The 19,676-nt window shown below is 70.4% G+C and carries 13 protein-coding genes; 3 read left to right on the top strand and 10 right to left on the bottom strand.

The window, feature by feature from the left end; all coding sequences use genetic code 11:
* Positions 1–91 precede the first annotated feature (91 nt).
* Both pepN and JGS22_RS18825 read right to left on the bottom strand, forming a co-directional pair.
* Positions 92–2,614, bottom strand: coding sequence for an aminopeptidase N (gene pepN, locus JGS22_RS18830; RefSeq protein WP_216815034.1), 2,523 nt, complete (start codon positions 2,612–2,614; stop codon positions 92–94).
* Between the two features lie 271 nt (positions 2,615–2,885).
* On the bottom strand, positions 2,886–3,230 hold the full coding sequence (locus JGS22_RS18825) for a chorismate mutase (RefSeq protein WP_211038981.1): 345 nt from the start codon (positions 3,228–3,230) through the stop codon (positions 2,886–2,888).
* A gap of 163 nt (positions 3,231–3,393) precedes the next feature.
* Here JGS22_RS18825 and JGS22_RS18820 point away from each other — a divergent pair, with 163 nt between their 5' ends.
* On the top strand, positions 3,394–4,305 hold the full coding sequence (locus tag JGS22_RS18820) for a hypothetical protein (RefSeq protein ID WP_211038980.1): 912 nt from the start codon (positions 3,394–3,396) through the stop codon (positions 4,303–4,305).
* A gap of 110 nt (positions 4,306–4,415) precedes the next feature.
* Here the strand turns inward: JGS22_RS18820 and JGS22_RS18815 are convergent, their stop codons facing one another.
* From JGS22_RS18815 to JGS22_RS18780, 8 genes are all read right to left on the bottom strand, one after another.
* Positions 4,416–5,186 (bottom strand): carbohydrate ABC transporter permease, encoded by a 771-nt coding sequence (locus tag JGS22_RS18815; protein WP_211038987.1) that lies wholly within the window; start codon positions 5,184–5,186, stop codon positions 4,416–4,418.
* A gap of 146 nt (positions 5,187–5,332) precedes the next feature.
* Complete coding sequence (locus JGS22_RS18810) at positions 5,333–6,325, bottom strand: carbohydrate ABC transporter permease (protein ID WP_236073204.1); 993 nt, start codon at positions 6,323–6,325, stop codon at positions 5,333–5,335.
* A complete protein-coding gene (locus JGS22_RS18805; protein ID WP_211038979.1) occupies positions 6,315–7,580 on the bottom strand; it encodes a sugar ABC transporter substrate-binding protein in 1,266 nt (421 codons plus the stop codon). Before JGS22_RS18805 ends, JGS22_RS18810 begins: the two co-directional genes overlap by 11 nt.
* Before the next feature lie 279 nt (positions 7,581–7,859).
* A complete protein-coding gene (locus JGS22_RS18800) occupies positions 7,860–8,381 on the bottom strand; it encodes a hypothetical protein (protein ID WP_211038978.1) in 522 nt (173 codons plus the stop codon).
* 327 nt (positions 8,382–8,708) lie between these two features.
* Complete coding sequence (locus JGS22_RS18795; RefSeq protein WP_211038977.1) at positions 8,709–10,187, bottom strand: glutamate synthase subunit beta; 1,479 nt, start codon at positions 10,185–10,187, stop codon at positions 8,709–8,711.
* Positions 10,180–14,763 (bottom strand): glutamate synthase large subunit, encoded by a 4,584-nt coding sequence (gene gltB, locus JGS22_RS18790; RefSeq protein WP_211038976.1) that lies wholly within the window; start codon positions 14,761–14,763, stop codon positions 10,180–10,182. The genes JGS22_RS18795 and gltB overlap by 8 nt, the downstream gene beginning before the upstream one ends.
* Before the next feature lie 470 nt (positions 14,764–15,233).
* On the bottom strand, positions 15,234–16,244 hold the full coding sequence (lgt, locus tag JGS22_RS18785; protein WP_211038975.1) for a prolipoprotein diacylglyceryl transferase: 1,011 nt from the start codon (positions 16,242–16,244) through the stop codon (positions 15,234–15,236).
* Between the two features lie 51 nt (positions 16,245–16,295).
* Complete coding sequence (locus JGS22_RS18780; protein WP_211038974.1) at positions 16,296–17,081, bottom strand: DsbA family protein; 786 nt, start codon at positions 17,079–17,081, stop codon at positions 16,296–16,298.
* Between the two features lie 375 nt (positions 17,082–17,456).
* Here JGS22_RS18780 and JGS22_RS18775 point away from each other — a divergent pair, with 375 nt between their 5' ends.
* Both JGS22_RS18775 and JGS22_RS18770 read left to right on the top strand, forming a co-directional pair.
* Positions 17,457–17,858, top strand: coding sequence for a DUF485 domain-containing protein (locus tag JGS22_RS18775; protein ID WP_211038973.1), 402 nt, complete (start codon positions 17,457–17,459; stop codon positions 17,856–17,858).
* Complete coding sequence (locus JGS22_RS18770) at positions 17,855–19,531, top strand: monocarboxylic acid transporter (RefSeq protein ID WP_211038972.1); 1,677 nt, start codon at positions 17,855–17,857, stop codon at positions 19,529–19,531. The genes JGS22_RS18775 and JGS22_RS18770 overlap by 4 nt, the downstream gene beginning before the upstream one ends.
* The last annotated feature ends 145 nt before the right edge of the window (positions 19,532–19,676 follow it).

Here is a 19,676-nt window from a genome sequence, read left to right as displayed (position 1 = left end):
CGCCCGCACAGCCCCGGATCGGACGTACGGGCGGACCCGCGCGTACGGGCAGCCGCGCGCGGGCGGACCACGGTATACGGGCGGGAAGCGGTCAACTCGCGCCGGGCCCCGGTCGCGCGGCGGCACGCACCCTCAACGCCCGTCCCAGATCGTCGAGTTGGTCGACGAGCTGACGCCTCAGCGCGGGGGTCGGGTCCGCGTCGCGCAGGCACTGCTCGCCGAGCACCAGCACCTGGGGGTCGACGGCCGAGTGGGGGAAGGCGAACCGGCCGGCCTGCCGGGCGAGGGTCTCGCCGCGCTTCCTCGCGAGCGGCACCACCTCGGCGAAGTACCGCGCCCGGTAGGGCCGGGTGAGCTCCTCCTGCCCCCGCGGCCAGAACCCGCGCACCGCTGCCGCGAAGGCGTGGTGACTGAGGCTGCCCTCCGGGTCGAACAGCTCCCGCCAGACACGTTCCTTGGTGTGCGCGTCGGGCAGCGCGGCACGGCAGCGCGCGGCGGCCTCCCGGCCGGTCGCGCTCGGGTCGGCCCGGGCCTCCTCGGCGATACGGTCCGCTCCGGCCGCGCCGAGCAGGGTCAGCCGGTGCAGCACGAGCCAGCGCAGATCGAGGTCGAGGTCGATGCCGAACGGCGTGCCCCGCTGCTCCAGCCACCGCGCGAGCATCGAGTCGTCCTGGGCGGTGGCGACGAAGGCGCGCAACGCGGTCAGCCCGATCTCGGGGCGGGTGTGCTCGTCGAGGAGCCGGGCAGCGAGACGGTGCAGCCGCTCCCGGCCGGCGGGCGCCTCCTCGTCGGTGAGATAGCGGTCGAGCACGTGGTGCAGCGCGAACTCCAGCCCGGCGGTCAGCAGGGAGTTGTTCGGCTCCTGCGGCAGATGGGCCTCCGCCAGTGCCAGGTACTCGGTGGCGGGTAGCTCGGCATCGCGCACCAGATCCCGCACGGCGTTCCACAGCACGGCTCGGCTCAGGTCGTCGGGCACGGTGCCGAGCGCCTGCCGCACGGCGTTGCGGCCGGCCTCGTCGAACCGGACCTTGGCCCAGCTCAGGTCGCCGTCGTTGAGCAGTACGAGGTCGGGGCGCCGCCCGCGGAGCGCGCTGGTCAGCGGACGATCCGGCGCCAGGTCCGCCTCCAGCGGCTCCCGGGGTACGAGCCGCGGTCCGGACGGTGCGGCGTCGAGGTCGTACAGGCCGATGCGCACCCGGTGCGGCCTGCTGCCGCGGTGGTCCACCGCCAGCACCGGGCCGTCGTTTCCCTCGGTGAGGCTCGGGGTGAGGGTGTCGACTCCGGTGGTGCGCAGCCAGTGGGCGGCCCAGTCGTGCACGTCCCTGTCGGTGTGCGCCGCGAGCGAGTCGAGGAAGTCGGCGAGGGTGGCGTTGCCGAAGCGGTGGCGGTTGATGTGGTGGTTGACCCCGGCGAGGAACTCCTGCGGGCCGAGCCAGGCGACGAGTTGGCGCAGCGCGGAGGCGCCCTTCGCGTAGGAGATGCCGTCGAAGTTCTGCAGGGCGGAGGCGGCGTCCGGAATCTCCTCGGGCGTCGGGGCCACCGCGTGGGTGCTCGGCCGCTGGTCGGCGTCGTAGCCCCAGGTCTTGCGGCGGATGCCGAAGTCGGGCCAGGTCTGCGTCCAGTGGGTGGCGGCGCCGACGACGTCCTCGCCCATGTACTCGGCGAAGGACTCGTTCAGCCAGATGTCGTCCCACCAGCGCAGTGTGACGAGATCGCCGAACCACATGTGGGCCATCTCGTGCGCCAGCGTGACGGCGCGATCCTGGCGCTGGACGTCGGTGGCGGCGGCGCGGAAGACCAGGTCGTCGGTGATGGTGACCAGGCCCGGGTTCTCCATGGCGCCGGCGTTGAGCTCCGGCACGAAGACCTGGTCGTAGGAGTCGAACGGGTAGGGCGCGTCGAAGAGTTGGTGGTAGTGGTCGTAGCAGCGCCGGGTGACGTCCAGCAGCTCCTCCGAGTCGGCGTCCAGATGCGGGGCGAGCGAACGGCGCACATGCAGCCCGACCGGGACGCCGGCGTGCTCGGTGTGCACACCGTGGTACGGCCCGGCCGCCACCGCGAACAGATAGGTGCTGATCGGCGGGGTGGCGGCGCTCGTCCAGCGGCACGGATCAGCGGGGTCCCGGACGGCGACCGCGTTCGTCAGGAACGTCCACTCCTCCTCCGGAACGGTGGCGCCGACGGTGAAGGTCGCCTTGAGGTCGGGCTGGTCGAAGCAGGCGTACACCGCCGGCGCCTCGGTCTGGAAGCACATCGAGTAGAGGTAGGTGCGGCCGTCGGCCGGATCGGTGAAGCGATGCATGCCCTCGGCGGTGCCGGAGTACGGCATCTCCGCCCGCACGTACAGGGTGTGCGGGCCGGGTACGAGCCCGCGCAGCGCGAGCCGGCCGTCGGAGAGCGCCGCGGGGTCGAGCGGGACGCCGTCCAGACTCGCCTCGTGCAGGGTGTGCGGACGCAGCTCGGCGAAGGTGTCGCCGCCCCGCAGCACGGTGAACTCCACGGTGGTGGCGGACGTGAACGTCTGCTCGCCGGTCAGGTCGAGGTCGACGGTGTAGCTGTCCGCCCGCAACTGCTCGGCGCGGGACCGGGCTTCTTCTCGGGTAAGAGTGGCCATGCGGGCCATCGTGCCGCACCACGCCGACGCCGTCGGCACACGGTCGGCCCGCCCGCCGCCGCCCCGGCCCCGCGCTACGACCGACCCCGCCCCGTCGCGCTCTCGGCGCCCGCCCGGGCAGCAACTCCCTTCCGCGGGCGACCTCTTCGGGCACGTGCCGCCCGGGTCGCCTCACGGCGCTCGCTGCCCGCGACCGGTGGCCGCCGGTCACCGACCGCTGCCCGTCGACCACCGTTCGCCAGTTGCTGCCCGTCGACGGTCGTCCCCGGCCCTACGGCGTGAAGCCGTCGCGGTCGCCGGGGAGTACGCCCTCCTCCGCGATGGTCTCGTGGTGGCGGATGACCTCGGCGATGATGAAATTGAGCAGCTTCTCGGCGAAGGCGGGGTCGAGCTTGGCGTTGCCCGCCAGCTCCCGCAGCCGGGCGATCTGCCGCGATTCGCGGTCCGGGTCGGCGGGCGGCAGCTGGTGCTGCGCCTTCAACCTGCCCACCTGCTGGGTGCACTTGAAGCGTTCGGCGAGCATGTGTACGACCGCCGCGTCGATGTTGTCGATGCTCTCGCGCAGACGAACGAGCTCGGCCTGCGCTGCGGGGTCCGGCGTCCTGCGGGTGTTCATGTGGCCCGACTCTAGGTCCACGGCGCCCGCCGGCGGCCACATGTCCGCCTGGTGGAAGCCCGAATTTCGCCGACGGCACGGCGCGGTGGACCGCCCCGAGCACCGCACGGCCGCCGGCGACCGCTCTACAGTGGGCGGACGGACGCGGCGAGGGGGTTGGCGGATGGCGACGGGGCGCGGCACGGCGGACGGTGTACAGCACGGGTTCCCCCATCTGGAGACGGTCCGGGAGGCGATCACGGCGCTCTACCGGCGGCTGTCCCACGACGGGGTGCAGCAGTACGGCGCCGGCGTGCTCCCCGCCGATGTCGCCTTCGGCGAGGACGAGGAGCTCTACGCGGGAGCACAGCGGATCGCCCGCGTCATGGTGGGGCAGCTGCGGTTGCCGCAGGCGCGGATGGTGGTGGGCTTCCGGGAGATGGAGTTCGCCGCCTCGGTGGAGCTTGAGGACGGGCCCGAGTACTTCGTGGAGCTCAACTCCCGTTTCAAGGCGCACCGTCGGGACGTCGGCGCGGCCCTGGCGCACGAGGTGACACATGTCGCTCTGCACCGGCTGGGTCTGGAGTTCCCCACCACCGCCGAGAACGAGGTACTCACCGACACGGTGGCGACCTACCTCGGCGCGGGCTGGCTGCTCCTCGACGCCTTCCGCCGGGACGCGGTCGGAGAACAGAAGCTCGGCTATCTGACGCCGGAGGAGTTCGGGTACGTACTGGCCCGGCGCGCACGGGTGTTCGGCGAGGATCCCGCGGTCTGGTTCACCAGCCCGCAGGCGTACGAGGCGTACACCCGGGGGCGGGAACTGGCCGAGCGGGAGGCGACCCGGCCGCCGTTGGCGGGCGCGGGCTGGGCGGCGCGGCGGCGGTACGCCGCGGACCGGGTCCGGGCCCGCTCGCTGCTGCGGCCGGGTTCGGATTCGGTGGTCGGCGGCGACGGCTACCGCTTCGACCGCCCCTCCTCCCTGCGGGTCTCCTTCCGCTGCCCGACCTGCGCGCAGCGCCTCGGGGCTCCGGTGCGCGGGCGCGTACGGGTGCGGTGCGGGGTGTGCCGGACCGAGCTGGAGTGCGACACCTGACCCGTGCACCGCCGGGCCCGTACCCACGGCGCACACCGCCGGGCCCACACACCGCCGGCCCGGTACGCCGCCGGGGCGCGGGGCCGGGCGGCGTACCGGTGCCGGGGGCGTCAGCCCTTGACCGCGCCGGCGGCGAGGCCGTTGGAGAGCTTGCGCTGGGCCAGCACGAAGAAGACCAGCACCGGCAGGGTGATCAGCGTCGACCCCGCCATCACCGGCCCCCAGTCGTTGGTGTGCTGGCCGAAGAAGCGGTGCAGTCCGACCGCGGCGGTGAACTTGCTCTCGTCCTGGAGGAAGGTGAAGGCGAAGATGAACTCGTTCCAGGCGACGATGAAGGAGAACACGCTGGTGGCGATCAGCCCGGGCGCCACCAGCGGCAGCAGCACCGAGCGGAACATCCTCGGCCAGCCGCAGCCGTCCAGATAGGCCGCCTCCTCCACCTCCTTGGGCACCGCCGCGACGAAACCGCGCAACATCCAGATCGCGAACGGCAGCGAGAAGGCCAGATAGACGATCGTCAGCCCCAGCAGGCTGTTGAGCATCTCCAGATTCCGCATCTGCACGAAGAGCGGGATGACCAGCGCCTCCAGCGGCACCATCTGGATGATCAGCACCATCACCAGCACGGCAGTGCGGAACCGGAAGACGAACCGCGCGACGGCCACCGCCGCGAGGAGCGCGAGCAGCCCGGCCAGCAGCACCGTACCGATGGCGATCAGCAGGGAGTTCAGCAGGAACGGCCCGAAGCCGCCCTCGTCGAACACGAAACGGAAGTGGTCCAGGGTGAAGCCGCTCGGCAGCGGGCTGCTGCCGCGCGAGTTGGCCCGCGGGTCGAAGGCCGTGGTGACCATCCAGTAGACGGGCAGCACGGTGAAGACCATCAGCACCGTGACGGCCACGGCGTTGCCGACGCGTCCCAGCGGCGAACGCGGAACCGGTTTCGCCGGCCGCCGCCTGCTGCGGTCTCCCGAAGGGGAATCCTCGGCGTCGGCGGTCGGGTTGGCGGGGGTGAGGGCGCTCGGGGTGGTCACAGCTCCTCGCTCTCTTTGAAGAGCGTCCGGATGTAGACGACGGTGACGCCGAGCAGCAGCAGGGTCAGCAGTACGGCGATCGCCGAACCCATCCCGTACTGCCGCTGGGCGAAGGACTCCACGTAGGACCAGACGCCGAGGTTGAGCACGTCCCGGTTGGCACCGCTGCCCCCGGGCATCAGATAGAGCTGCACGAAGACCTTGAAGTCCCAGATGGTCGACAGGATGATCACGACCATGAAGATCGGCTTGATGGTCGGCACGGTGATGGACCAGAAGCGCTGCCAGGCGTTGGCCCCGTCGACGATCGCGGCCTCGTGCAGCTCCTTGGGAATGGTCAGCAGCCCGGCGAAGACCGTGATGGCGACGAACGGGAAGCTGTGGTGGACGACGTTCAGGGTGGCGATGGCGTAGAACCCGAGCCGGCTGGTGAACCAGTTGGTGTCCCCGGCGTCGACCACCCCGAGGCTGTCCAGGCCGCCGACCACGGCACCGCTGAGCGGGTCGAACAGCCAGATCCACACATAGGTGCCGGTCACCGCCGGCATGGCCCAGGCCATCATGATGGCGCTGCCCGTGATGGTCCGCCACAACGGCCCGAGCCGCTGCAGCAGCAGGGCGACCAGCGTTCCGAGTACGACGGTCAGCGCGACGCAGGCGAACGCGAAGCCGAGCGTGTTCGGCAACACGGTCTGCCACAGGTACGCGTCGCCGAGGATCTCGGTGTAGTTGTCCAGGCCGACGTAGTTGGTGTCGCCGCTGACGATCTCCGGAAGCCCGTAGTCCTGCACGGACATCCACAGCACCCGGGTCAGCGGCCACAGCAGCAGCCCCGCGACCGCGAGCAGCGCGGGGGCCAGCAGCAGCCAGGGCGCCCCGGCCCGCCGCCGGGCACGTCGTGCGGCGGCGGGCGGCAGCGGCGGCCGGGACTGCTTCCCTGCGGTTTCGGTGGGGCGTGGGCGGCGCGGTGCGGGTGCCTCAGTTGCCAAAGGTCTTGTCCATGTCCTTGGCGGCGTCGTCCGCGGCCTGCTTGACGCTCTTCTTGCCGGAGAGGATCGACTGGAGCATCTGGGCAAGCGTCTTCTTGCCCTGGATCTCGCCGTAGGCCGGGGTGACCGGAACGGTGGCGCCCCCCTCGATCATCTGCTTGGCGAACGGCGCGGTCAGGGCGTCGCCCTCCTTCTCGACCTTCTCCACCAGCGAGGTCTGTCCGGGGAAGTAGCCGGACTGCTCGCCCCACTTCTCGGCGAAACTGCCCGTGCTGAGCAGCTTGATGAGCTCCCAGCCGAGGTCCTGGTTCTCGGACTCGTTGAACAGCCCCAGGTGGGAGCCGCCGAGGAAGGAGGGGCTCATTCCGCCGTCGGGGCCGGGGATGGGCGCGGAGGCGAGCTTGCCCTTCAACTCCGGGGCGTCGGCCACGATGGTGGCCGGGGTCCAGCTGCCCGAGACCGCCATGGCGACCTTGCCGTTGGTGATGTTGTCGACGAGGTCGGCCTCGTTCCAGGTGGTCGCGGCCTTGGTCGACGTCTTGTGCTCGGTCGCCAGCTCGGTGTAGAACTCGACGCCCTTGATCGACTTCGGGCTGTTGATCGCGGCCTTCCAGTCGCCGTCCTTCTCGGTGGCCAGCTCGCCGCCGGCGCCCCAGACGAAGGCGTCGAGGATGTACTCGTTGTCGCCGACCACCGGGAACGGGATCATGTCCGGTTCCTTCTCGCCCAACTCGCCCGCGACGTCCTGGAGTTCCTTCCAGGTGGTGGGCGCCTTCAGATCGTGCTTCTCGAACAGGTCCTTGCGGTAGACCAGTGAGCGCACCCCCGCGTACCAGGGCATGCCGTAGAGCTTCTCGTCATAGGTGCCCGCGGTCTCCAGGCCCTCGACCAGGTCCTTGTCCAGCCCGGCTTCCCCGACCCGGTCACCGATGTCGGCGAGGGCTCCGGCCTCCGCGAACTCCGCGGTCCAGGTGGAGCCGACCTCCGCCACATCGGGGGTGGTGCCGCCGGCCATCGCCTTGGTGAACTTGTCGTGCGCGTCCGGCCAGGGCACGTACTGCACCTTGAGCTCGGCCCCGGTCTCCTTCTTGAACGCCTTGGACACCTCGGAGAAGAACGGCTTGGAGTCCGGGTTGGTGCCCTCCATGATCCAGACCGTCAGGGCCCGGTCACCGCCGTCCGATCCGCCACCGCTGCCGCAGGCGACCGCCGCGAAGGACAGGACCACACTGACGGCGATCACGCGCTTTTTCATCTGCCGGCTCTCCTAGGCTGCGCTGGGCTGCTCGGGGTCGGACCCCGACCGGGTCCCGACCGCGATTCTGACAGCGCCCACACTGAGCCATCCAGGCCGAGACATCACGGATCGGCACCGTCATTCACCCGACCAATGTCGGAAGGTCCGGCCGCCCACGGGAAGCGGACGGGCCGCCCGGACACGCGGTCCCCGGCGCGCGAGGGCCGTCTGCCCCGTCCGCAAACGGCGTTGGGGCGGTGCACGATGCACCGCCCCAACGCCATGACGCCCGTTCACTCACCGGTGGGAGCCCTTGCCCTCCTCGGTGATCTTCACCGGCTTGCCGGTGGCCGCGTCGATGATCTCGCGGTCGCCCAGCTTCTCCTTGAGCTTCACGGTCACCTCGTCGCTGACCACCTGCTCGGTGCAGAAGTCGGCCTTCTTGTCCTCCTTGGCCCAGCCGGACACGAGGATGACCTTGCCGGTCTCCTGGAGGTGCGTGCCGAAATCGGCGTCGCAACTGCCGTGTCCCACGTTCACCTTGAGGCTGGTGCTGTCGGAGTCGGCGGGCTTCACGCCTTCCAGCGGCAGCAGGGCGTTGCTCCGCTCGGCGGGGGCCACCTTCTGCGGCCACTTGGCGAGGATGGCCGAGGCGCGCTTCTCGAACGGCGTGAGCTCGTCCTTCTGCTCGTCCTTCTGCTCGTTCTTCTTGTCACCGCCCTGGCTGCCGGTCTGCACGGTCTGGTCGTCGCTCGCGCAACCCACAGCCGCCAGCGCAGTGGCTGTCAGCAGGGCGAATACCGTCGTACCTCGTCGCATGTTGCCTCCTTGTGGGGGTTGCCGATGTGACGGGAGGGGTCGCGGACCGGTTCCGCACGAGCGGAGATTTTTTCGACCGGACCTCCGCGCACGGCCGTTCGCCCTCGCCCGGAGCCTCACCCGGAGCCCCGCCCGGGCCGCTCCCCCGACCGCTCCGAAGGGCCGCTGCCCCGGCTGCGCACCGCCCACGCCCGGAGCGGCGGGTGCCGGACGCACGGAACCGCGGCGCCCGCCCTCGGTCGGGGTGAGGGCGAACGCCGCGGCGGTGTTCCGTACTTCGTCGTACGGGTGCGGTGGGTCCCCGCGCGGAACGCGGGGCACCGGGTGTCAGACCGTCAGCGAGCGGTCCGTCGGGGCGACCGGCGCGTGCAGCGAGCTGGCGCCGGAGAGGAAGCGGTCCACACCCCGCGCCGCACTGCGGCCCTCGGCGATGGCCCAGACGATGAGCGACTGGCCGCGGCCGGCGTCACCGGCGACGAAGACGCCGTCGACGTTGGTGGCGTAGTCGGCGTCGCGGGCGACGTTGCCGCGCTCGTCCAGGTCCAGGCCGAACTGCTCGACCATGCCGTTCTCCCGGTCGATGCCGACGAAGCCCATCGCGAGCGTGACCAGCTCGGCCGGGATCGCGCGTTCGGTGCCGGGCTTCTGCTTCGGTTTGCCGTCCACGAACTCGACCTCGACCAGGTGGAGCGCGCGGACGTTGCCGACCGACTCGCCCTCCTCGGGCTCGGTGCCCTCGAAGTGCGTGGTCGAGACGGAGTAGACCCGCTCGCCGCCCTCCTCGTGCGCCGAGGTCACCTTGTAGAGCATTGGGAACGTCGGCCACGGCTGGTTCGGCGCGCGGTCCTCGCCGGGCCGGGGCATGATCTCCAGCTGCGTGACGGACCTGGCGCCCTGCCGGTGCGCGGTGCCGACGCAGTCGGCGCCGGTGTCGCCGCCGCCGATGACGACGACGTGCTTGTCCTCGGCGCTGATCGGCGAGGTGACGTAGTCGCCCTCCTGGACCTTGTTGGCCAGCGGCAGATACTCCATCGCCTGGTGGATGCCGTTCAACTCGCGGCCGTCGACCGGCAGTTCGCGCGCGATGGTGGAACCGGCCGCGATGACCACGGCGTCGTAGCGCCGCCGCAGGTCGCCAGCGGTCAGATCGGTGCCGATCTCCACGCCGGTGCGGAACTTGGTGCCCTCGGCGCGCATCTGCTCGATCCGCCGGTTGATGTGCACCTTCTCCATCTTGAACTCGGGGATGCCGTACCGCAGCAACCCGCCGATCCGGTCGGCCCGTTCGAAGACGACGACGGTGTGGCCGGCCCGGGTCAGCTGCTGGGCGGCGGCCAGACCCGCGGGGCCGGACCCCACCACGGCCACGGTCTTGCCGGAGAGCCGCTCGGGCGGCTGCGGGGTGACGTCTCCGTCGTCCCACGCCTTGTCGATGATCGAGACCTCGACGTTCTTGATGGTCACCGCGGGCTGGTTGATCGCCAGCACACACGCCGACTCGCACGGCGCGGGACAGAGCCGGCCGGTGAACTCCGGGAAGTTGTTGGTCGCGTGCAGCCGCTCGCTGGCGGCGGACCAGTCCTCCCGGTAGGCGAAGTCGTTCCACTCGGGGATGAGGTTCCCCAGCGGACAGCCGTTGTGGCAGAACGGGATGCCGCAGTCCATGCAGCGGCTGGCCTGCTTGCTGATGATGGGCAGCAGGGAGCCGGGCTGGTAGACCTCGTTCCAGTCCTTGACCCGCTCCTCGACCGGACGGGTCGGGGCGACCTCGCGGTCGATGTTCAGGAAGCCCTTGGGGTCAGCCATTGGTCGCCGCCTCCATCATCTGCTTGTGGGTCTCGGACTCGGAGAGTCCCGCTCGCTCGGCGGCGTCCTTGGCGGCGAGTACGGCCTTGTAGGTGGGAGGTACGACCTTCCTGAACCGCTTGCCGGCGGAGCCCCAGTCGGCGAGCAGCTTCTCGGCGACGGTCGATCCGGTCTCCTCCTGATGACGGCGCACCACGTCGTGCAGCCAGTCCAGGTCGTCCGTGCCGAGCTCCTCCACGGCGGTGGCGAGCTCGCGGTTGACGTGGTCCGGGTCGAGGTCGACGACGTACGCGGTGCCGCCCGACATTCCGGCCGCGAAGTTGCGTCCGGTCTCACCGAGCACGACGGCGGCGCCGCCGGTCATGTACTCGCAGCCGTGGTCGCCCACGCCCTCGGAGACCACCAGCGCACCGGAGTTGCGCACGCAGAACCGCTCACCGACGCGACCGCGCAGGAACAGCTCGCCGCCGGTGGCGCCGTAGGCGAGGGTGTTGCCCGCGATCGTCGAGAACTCGGCGAGATGGTCCGCACCGCGGTCGGGGCGGACCACCACCCGGCCGCCTGACAGCCCCTTGCCGACGTAGTCGTTGGCGTCGCCCTCCAGACGCAGCGTCACGCCGCGCGGGAGAAAGGCGCCGAAGGACTGGCCGGCCGAACCGGTGAACGTGATGTCGATGGTGTCGTCGGGCAGTCCGGCACCGCCGAACTTCCGGGTCACCTCGTGGCCGAGCATGGTGCCGACCGTCCGGTTGATGTTGCGGATGTCGACCTGCGCCCGTACGGGCTGCGCCTGTTCGACGGTCTCGGCCGCCAGCGCGTCGGAAGCCAGCTTGATCAGCTGGTTGTCCAGCGCCTTCTCCAGGCTGTGGTCCTGCTCGACCACCTGGTGTCGCACCGCGCCCTCGGGCAGGTCGGGTACGTGCAGCAGCGGGGAGAGGTCCAGGCCCTGCGCCTTCCAGTGGTCCACGGCGCGCGAGACGTCCAGGTGCTCGGCATGGCCGACGGCCTCGTCGAGGGTGCGGAAACCGAGCTCGGCGAGCAGCTCCCGCACCTCCTCGGCGATGAACTCGAAGTAGTTGACGACGAATTCGGCCTTGCCGCTGTAGCGCTCCCGCAGGACCGGGTTCTGGGTGGCGATGCCGACCGGACAGGTGTCCAGGTGGCACACGCGCATCATGACGCAGCCGGAGACCACCAGCGGGGCGGTGGCGAAGCAGTACTCCTCGGCGCCCAGCAGCGCCGCGATCACCACGTCCCGGCCGGTCTTCAGCTGGCCGTCCGTCTGCACGACGATACGGTCGCGCAACCCGTTGAGCAGCAGCGTCTGCTGGGTCTCGGCCAGGCCCAGCTCCCAGGGACCGCCCGCGTGCTTGAGCGAGGTGAGCGGCGAGGCGCCCGTACCGCCGTCGTGCCCGGAGACGAGCACGACGTCCGCGTGCGCCTTGGAGACGCCCGCTGCGACCGTGCCGACGCCGACCTCGGAGACCAGCTTCACGTGGATGCGGGCCCGCGGGTTGGCGTTCTTCAGATCGTGGATCAGCTGTGCCAGGTCCTCGATCGAGTAGATGTCGTGGTGCGGGGGCGGGGAGATCAGCCCGACGCCCGGGGTGGAGTGCCGGGTCTTGGCGACCCACGGGTAGACCTTGTGGCCGGGCAGCTGGCCGCCCTCGCCGGGCTTGGCGCCCTGCGCCATCTTGATCTGGATGTCGTCGCTGTTGACCAGGTACTCGCTGGTGACGCCGAAGCGTCCGGAGGCGACCTGCTTGATCGACGAACGCCTCGCCGGGTCGTACAGCCGCTCCGGGTCCTCGCCGCCCTCACCGGTGTTGGACTTGCCGCCCAGCTGGTTCATGGCGATCGCGAGGGTCTCGTGCGCCTCCTGGGAGATGGAGCCGTAGGACATCGCACCGGTGGAGAAGCGCTTGACGATCTCGGAGACCGGCTCGACCTCCTCGATCGGGATGGAGGGGCGGTCGCCGCCCAGCCGGAAGAGGCCGCGCAGCGTCATCAGCCGCTCGGACTGCTCGTCCACCCGGGAGGTGTACTGCTTGAAGATGTCGTAACGGCGCTCGCGGGTGGAGTGCTGGAGACGGAAGACCGTGTCCGGGTCGAAGAGGTGCGGTTCGCCCTCGCGGCGCCACTGGTACTCGCCGCCGATCTCCAGCCTGCGGTGCGCGGGCGAGATCCCCGAGACCGGGTACGCCTTGGCGTGCCGCGCGGCGACCTCCTTGGCGACGACGTCCAGACCGGCGCCGCCGATCTTGGTGGTGGTCCCGTGGAAGTAGGTGTCGACGAACGCCGGGTCCAGGCCGATCGCCTCGAAGACCTGCGCACCGCGGTAGGAGGCGACGGTGGAGATGCCCATCTTGGACATCACCTTCAGCACACCCTTGCCGAGCGCCTTGATCAGGTTGCGGATCGCCGCCTCGGGCTCGGTCCCCTCCGGGAGGAAGGTTCCGGCGCGCACCAGGTCCTCGACCGACTCCATCGCGAGGTACGGGTTGACCGCCGCCGCGCCGTAGCCGATCAGCAGCGCGACGTGGTGCACCTCGCGGACGTCTCCCGCCTCCACCAGCAGACCCACCTGGGTCCGCTTCTTGGTGCGGATGAGGTGGTGGTGGACGGCGGAGGTCAGCAGCAGCGACGGGATCGGCGCATGCTCGGCGTCGGAGTGCCGGTCGGAGAGCACGATCAGCCGGGCCCCGGAGGCGAGCGCCGCGTCCGCCTCCTGGCAGATCTCGGCGATACGGGCGGCCAGCGCCTCGCCGCCGCCGCTGACGCGGTAGAGACCGGAGAGGGTGGCGGCCTTCAACTCGGGTCGGTCGCCGTCGGCGTTGATGTGGATGAGTTTGGCCAGCTCGTCGTTGTCGATCACCGGGAAGGGCAGTGTGACGCTGCGGCAGGACGCCGCCGACGGCTCCAGCAGGTTGCCGGCCGGGCCGAGCGGGGAGATCAGCGAGGTGACGAGCTCTTCGCGGATCGCGTCCAGCGGCGGGTTGGTGACCTGTGCGAAGAGCTGGGTGAAGTAGTCGAAGAGCAGCCGGGGCCGGTCCGAGAGCGCGGCGATCGGCGAGTCCGTACCCATCGAACCGATCGGCTCCGCACCGGCCTTGGCCATCGGCGCGACGAGGATGCGCAGCTCCTCCTCGGTATAGCCGAAGGTCTGCTGGCGGCGGGTGACCGAGGCGTGGGTGTGCACGATGTGCTCGCGCTCGGGCAGGTCGGCCAGCTCGGTGAGGCCGGCGGCCAGCCAGTCCTGATAGGGGTGCTCGGCGGCGAGGCCGGACTTGATCTCGTCGTCCTCGATGATCCGGTGCTCGGCGGTGTCCACCAGGAACATCCGGCCGGGCTGGAGACGGCCCTTGCGGACCACCTTCGCGGGGTCGATGTCCAGCACGCCGACCTCGGAACCGAGGACGACCAGTCCGTCGTCGGTGACCCAGTAGCGGCCGGGGCGCAGGCCGTTGCGGTCGAGGACCGCGCCGACCTGGGTGCCGTCGGTGAAGGTGACGCAGGCCGGGCCGTCCCACGGCTCCATCATCGTGGAGTGGTAGCGGTAGAACGCGTGCCGGGCCGGCGACATCGAGTCGTGGTTCTCCCAGGCCTCGGGGACCATCATCAGCACCGAGTGCGGCAGGGAGCGGCCACCGAGGTGCAGCAGCTCCAGCACCTCGTCGAAGGAGGCCGAGTCCGAGGCGCCCGGGGTGCAGATCGGGAAGATCCGCTCCAGCTCGCCCTCGCCGAAGAGGTCGCTGGCCAGCTGCGACTCCCGGGCACGCATCCAGTTCCGGTTGCCCTGGACGGTGTTGATCTCGCCGTTGTGCGCCACGAAGCGGAACGGGTGGGCGAGCGGCCAGCTCGGGAAGGTGTTGGTGGAGAACCGCGAGTGGACCAGCGCGATCGCCGAACCGAGCCTTCGGTCGGAGAGGTCGGGGAAGAACGGCTCCAACTGCCCGGTGGTGAGCATGCCCTTGTAGACGATGGTCCGCGCGGACAGCGAGGGGAAGTAGACGTCCACCTCGCGCTCGACGCGCTTGCGCACCACGAAGGCCGCGCGGTCCAGGGCGATGCCCTCGCGCGGCTGGGCGGTAGCGGCGCCGTCCTCGGCGTCGGCCACAAAGAGCTGGCGGAAGGCGGGCATGGTCGCCCGCGCGCCGTTGCCGAGCAGCTCGGGAGCGACCGGCACCTCGCGCCAACCGAGGACCGCGAGCCCTTCCTCGGCCACGATCGTCTCAATGCGCGAGACGGCTTCGGCGGCCCCGCTCTCGTCGGCGGGCAGGAAGCCGATGCCCACGGCGTACGCGCCGGGCGCCGGCAGTGCGAAGGAGACGGCCTCGCGCAGGAACGCGTCCGGGACCTGGAGCAGAATGCCCGCTCCGTCGCCGGAGTCCGGTTCGGAGCCGGTGGCGCCGCGGTGTTCGAGGTTCCGCAGTACGGTCAGCGCCTGCTGAACGAGCTGGTGACTGGCCTCGCCGGTGAGGGTGGCCACGAAACCGACACCGCAGGCGTCGTGCTCGTACCGGGGGTCGTACAACCCCTGCTTGGCAGGGTGGGCCGCCGTGGACGCTGAACGCATCGGCTCTCCCGTCGTCGTCAGTGGCAAGTGCAAGTGCCGAGGGACGACGTTGGCCCTCTGCGTTCTCAGAAATTTTCGTGCAGATTACATGATGGATCGCTTGCCAAAGGCTGGATAGACAGGTCCATCATGCGGACACGTAAAAGGGGTGCGCAACCGGTGCTGGTGGGGGTGTGACCCTGGCTGCCGGCCGCGTGCGGCGCGGTACGAGCTCCATTGCCCGCGGTGCTTCCGGCTTCTGCCCGGAAGCAAACGAACTGAAACCGGCGAGTAACAAACATTACCCACCGCAGTCGTACGACTCCGCCCGCCCCGAGGGCTCGAAGCGGTTCGCGAGCGGAGCCTCTCACGCGGTCCCGGCCGCGCGGGCCGGGAAGAGGGCCGGGAACAGAGCGGTGGCCCGTGGGCTGCTGCGCCCACGGGCCACCGCTTCGTTCGGCTACGGGCGCCGCGGCGCCCGGTTCGCTCGGTCAGTCCCCGGTCGGGGCGCTCCCCGTCCGCTTGCCCGCCGGTTTGGCAGCGCCCCCGGCGTCGGACTCGACGGCGGCGCTGTCGTCGGACGCGGACGCCTTGCCGGACGCGCTGTCGGACGTCTTGCCGGCAGCATCGTCGGACGCGCCGCGGTCGGAGCCGCTCGCGCTCTTCGCCGAGCCGTCCGGGTCGTCGTCATCCGCACCGGGTTCGACGACCTCCTCGCGCCCGGGGGCCCGCTTGGCGGAGATGACCAGGTAGGCCACGGCGGCGGCGAAGACCAGCAACGACGTCCAGTTGTTCAGACGCAGACCGAGGATCTCGTGCGCCTCGTCGATCCGCATGTACTCGATCCAGAACCGCCCGACCGTGTACGCGGCGACGTACAGCGCGAAGGCGCGTCCGTGGCCGAGGGTGAAGCGGCGGTCGGCCCAGATCACCAGGAGCGCGACGCCCACGCACCACAGCGACTCGTACAGGAAGGTCGGGTGGAAGGTGCCGCTGTCCACGCCGTTGTCGATCTCGACCGCCCAGGGCAGATCGGTGGCACGGCCGTAGAGCTCCTGGTTGAACCAGTTGCCCCAGCGGCCGATTCCCTGGGCGAGCACGACGCCCGGCGCGACGGCGTCCGCGTACGCGGGCAGCGGGATGCCGCGGCGGCGGCAGCCGATCCAGGCACCGACCGCGCCGAGGGCGACGGCGCCCCAGATGCCGAGGCCGCCCTCCCAGATCTTGAAGGCGTCGATCCACTCCCGGCCCTCGCCGAAGTAGAGCTGGTGATCGGTGATGACGTGGTAGAGGCGACCGCCGACGAGACCGAAGGGCACGGCCCAGACGGCGATGTCGGTGACGGTTCCGGGGCGTCCTCCCCGGGCCACCCAGCGGCGCCCGCCGAGCCAGACCGCGAAGAAGATGCCGACGAGGATGCACAGCGCGTAGCCGCGTAGCGGGAGCGGACCGAGTTCCAGCTCACCGGACGACGGGCTCGGGATATAGGCGAGGATGTCCATGGCGCCTCAGACGCTACCCTGCCGCCGACCGCTCGCGGCAGTCGCGTCGCGTTACTTCTTGGCTTCCTTTGCCGCTTCCTCGACCTTGCTCACCAGGATCTCGGGAGTGAAGGGCGCGGTGCGGTCGGCCGAGAGGTTCTCGCCGTCCAGCAGGAGGGTGGGGGTCGCGTCGTACCCGGAGCTGCCGAACGCCTTGGTGGACTCGGCCACCCAGCCGTCGTGGGTGCCCTCGTCGACACAGTCGCGGAAGGCCGGCGTGTCCAGGCCCTCGACCTTCGAGGCGAGTTGGAGCAGGTGCTTCTTGTCGGCGAACCGGTCCTCGCTCTCGGCGGGCTGATGCGCGAAGAGCTCGTCGTGGTACGCGGTGAAGTATCCGGCGTCCTTGGCACAGGCGGCGGCGTTGGCCGCGTTGGTGGAACCGGTGCTGTTGTCCTTGCGGTCGACGATGGCGACGATGTGGTAGTCGACCTTCACCTTCCCGGCTTCGCGCAGCTCGTTGATGGTCTTCTTGAAGCCCTGCTCGAACTGGGCACAGCCGGGGCAGCGGAAGTCCTCGTACACCGAGAGGGTGACCGGGGCGCTCTGCCTGCCCTCGGTGATCGGGTCCGAGGCGCCGCCGCCCGCGGAGTCGTCGCCGGCGCCGTCGCCACTCATCACCACCGCGGCGAGCGCGCCCGCCGCGGTGAGCACTCCGGCCACGGCGAGCGCGGCGGTGAGCGTACGCCTGCGCCGACGGGTCGCCTCCTCGCGCTCGCGGTCCGCGCGGATGCGGTCCCTGGCGTTGCGGCGGTCGCCGGTGCGCCGGGCGTTCGTCTGCTGCTCATCGTCCTGGCTCATCACACGCGGACCAACGAGCGCCTGCGCCGGTGAGTCCGCCCCCTGCCGCTGATTCGCTCGAAAGTGTCATCCGTGCAAGGGAGTTGAGTACCCGTACCCACGCACGCCCCGCCCCGCCCGGAGCACGCCCCGCCCGGCACACACCGCAGGCTGCGCGCACCGACAGGCCACGCGCCGCGCACCGCGACGGCTACCGCTCGGCGCACATTCGCGCCGCCCGTCGTACGGAGAGCTGCCGTTCGACGCGCGCACCGCGCACTCACCGCATAGCGCCGAGTGCCGCTTTCCCCCGGATGTGACGCTGCTTACGTTCCCTCCACCACAGGTCAGCCGGGGCACCGCTCCCCCGACCTCAGCACGAACGAGGAGACGTCAATGCCGACCGAACTCCCCCCGCAGTCCCGCTCCCCCGAGGACGGGGGTGAACCCACCCCCGACATCGTGATGCACACCGACCCGCGCTTCATCGAACTCAAGCGCAGGCTGCTGCGCTTCGTCTTCCCCATGAGCATCGCGTTCTTCGTCTGGTACCTGACCTACGTCGTGATGTCGGCGTACGCCCGCGACGTGATGGCGACGGAGGTGTTCGGCCGGACGAACCTGGCGCTGGTCTTCGGGCTGCTGCAGTTCTTCTCCACCTTCGGCATCGCGATCCTCTACTCGCGCTACGCCGCGCGCCGCCTCGACCCGCTCGCGAGCGAGCTGTGCGAGGAGCTCACCGGCGGAGGCGAAGCCGGCAGCAAGGACAGCGGCAACAGCACGGAGGCACGCGCATGAACCTGCTCGCAGAAGAGGCCGGCGGCAACCGCGCGCTGACCTTCGGCATGTTCCTCGCCTTCATCGCGGTGACCCTGGCGGTCACCGTGTGGGCCAGCCGCCACACCCGTTCGGCGACGGACTTCCACTCCGGCGGACGGCAGTTCTCCGGACTCCAGAACGGTTTCGCGATCGGTGGCGACTACATGTCGGCCGCCTCCTTCCTCGGCATCAGCGGCATGATCGCGCTGTACGGCTACGACGGCTTCCTCTACTCCATCGGCTTCCTGGTCGCCTGGCTGGTCGCGCTGCTGCTGGTCGCCGAACTCCTGCGCAACAGCGGCCGGTTCACCATCGCCGACGTGCTGTCCTACCGCATGAAGCAGCGTCCGGTACGGACGGCCGCGGCGGTCTCCACGATCACCGTCTCGATCTTCTACCTGCTGGCGCAGATGGTCGGCGCGGGCGCACTCATCGCGCTGCTGCTCGGCATCTCACCGGGCGAGACGTTCCTCGGCATGGATGCCGAGACCGCGAAGATCGTCGGCATCATCGTGGTCGGTCTGCTGATGACGGTGTACGTCAGCTTCGGCGGGATGAAGGGCACCACCTGGGTGCAGATCATCAACGCCGGCATGCTGATGGGCGGCGCGATCCTGATCAGCCTCATGGTCATGGGGATGTACGACTTCAACTTCAACTCCCTGATGGGAGACGCCGCGAGAGCCAGCGGCGAGGGCAAGTCGTTCCTGGAACCGGGGCAGTTCTACGGGAAGGAAGTGGCCGGCGACGCCCTCCAGACCCTCTGGAACAAGCTGGACCTGATCAGCCTCGGGCTGGCGCTCGTCCTCGGCACCGCCGGTCTGCCGCACGTCCTGATCCGCTTCTACACCGTGCCGGAGGCGAAGGCCGCCAGGAAGTCGGTCAACTGGGGCATCGGCCTCATCGGCACCTTCTACCTGATGACGCTGATCATGGGCTTCGGCGCGGCGGCGATCGTCGGCAAGAACGCGATCACCGAACAGAACGAAGCGGGCAACACGGCAGCGCCACAGCTCGCGGAGTCCGTCGGCGACTACTTCGGCGGCAGCGGGCTGGCCGCCATCATGCTCGCGGTGATCGCCGCGGTCGCCTTCGCCACAATCCTCTCGACGGTGGCCGGCCTGACCATCGCCTCCTCCTCGTCGCTGGCGCACGACTTCTACAACAGCGTGCTGCGCAAGGGACAGGCGAGCGAGCAGGAGGAGGTGCGGGTGGCCAAGTTCTCGGCGCTGGGCGTCGGCATCGTGGCCATCGTGCTGGCAATCTTCGCGCAGAGCCTGAACGTCGCGTTCCTGGTGGCGCTGGCCTTCGCCATCGCCGCCTCGGCCAACCTGCCGACCCTGCTGCTGAGCCTGTTCTGGCGGCGGTTCAACACCCAGGGCGCGGTGGCCGGCATCTACGGCGGTCTGATCAGCGCGGTGAGCCTGGTGATCTTCTCGCCGGTCTTCTCCGGCTCGGAGGGTGCGCTGGTGACGGGCATCGACATCAACTGGTTCCCGCTCTCCAACCCGGGCCTGGTCTCCATCCCGCTGGGTCTGCTGTGCGCGGTCGTCGGCACGCTGATGTCGTCCGAGCGCAACGACCGCAAGTTCGCCGAGCTCCAGGTGCGGGCACTGACCGGCGCCGGCGCGGAGAAGGCGGCCGAGCACTGAGCCGGCCGTACCACGAGGCACGGTGAACGCCCCGTCCGGACCGAGCAGTCGGGCCCGGACGGGGCGTACGTCCTCCCGCGCCCTCCCGGCGTCCTCCGGTGTTCCGCGCGCGGCGCTCTGCGGCGCACGGCCGCCGTACCGCCCC

It is taken from the genome of Streptomyces tardus, from assembly GCF_018101125.2.
GTDB classification, from domain to species: domain Bacteria; phylum Actinomycetota; class Actinomycetes; order Streptomycetales; family Streptomycetaceae; genus Streptomyces; species Streptomyces tardus.
This window is presented reverse-complemented; position numbering and strand designations above follow the sequence as displayed.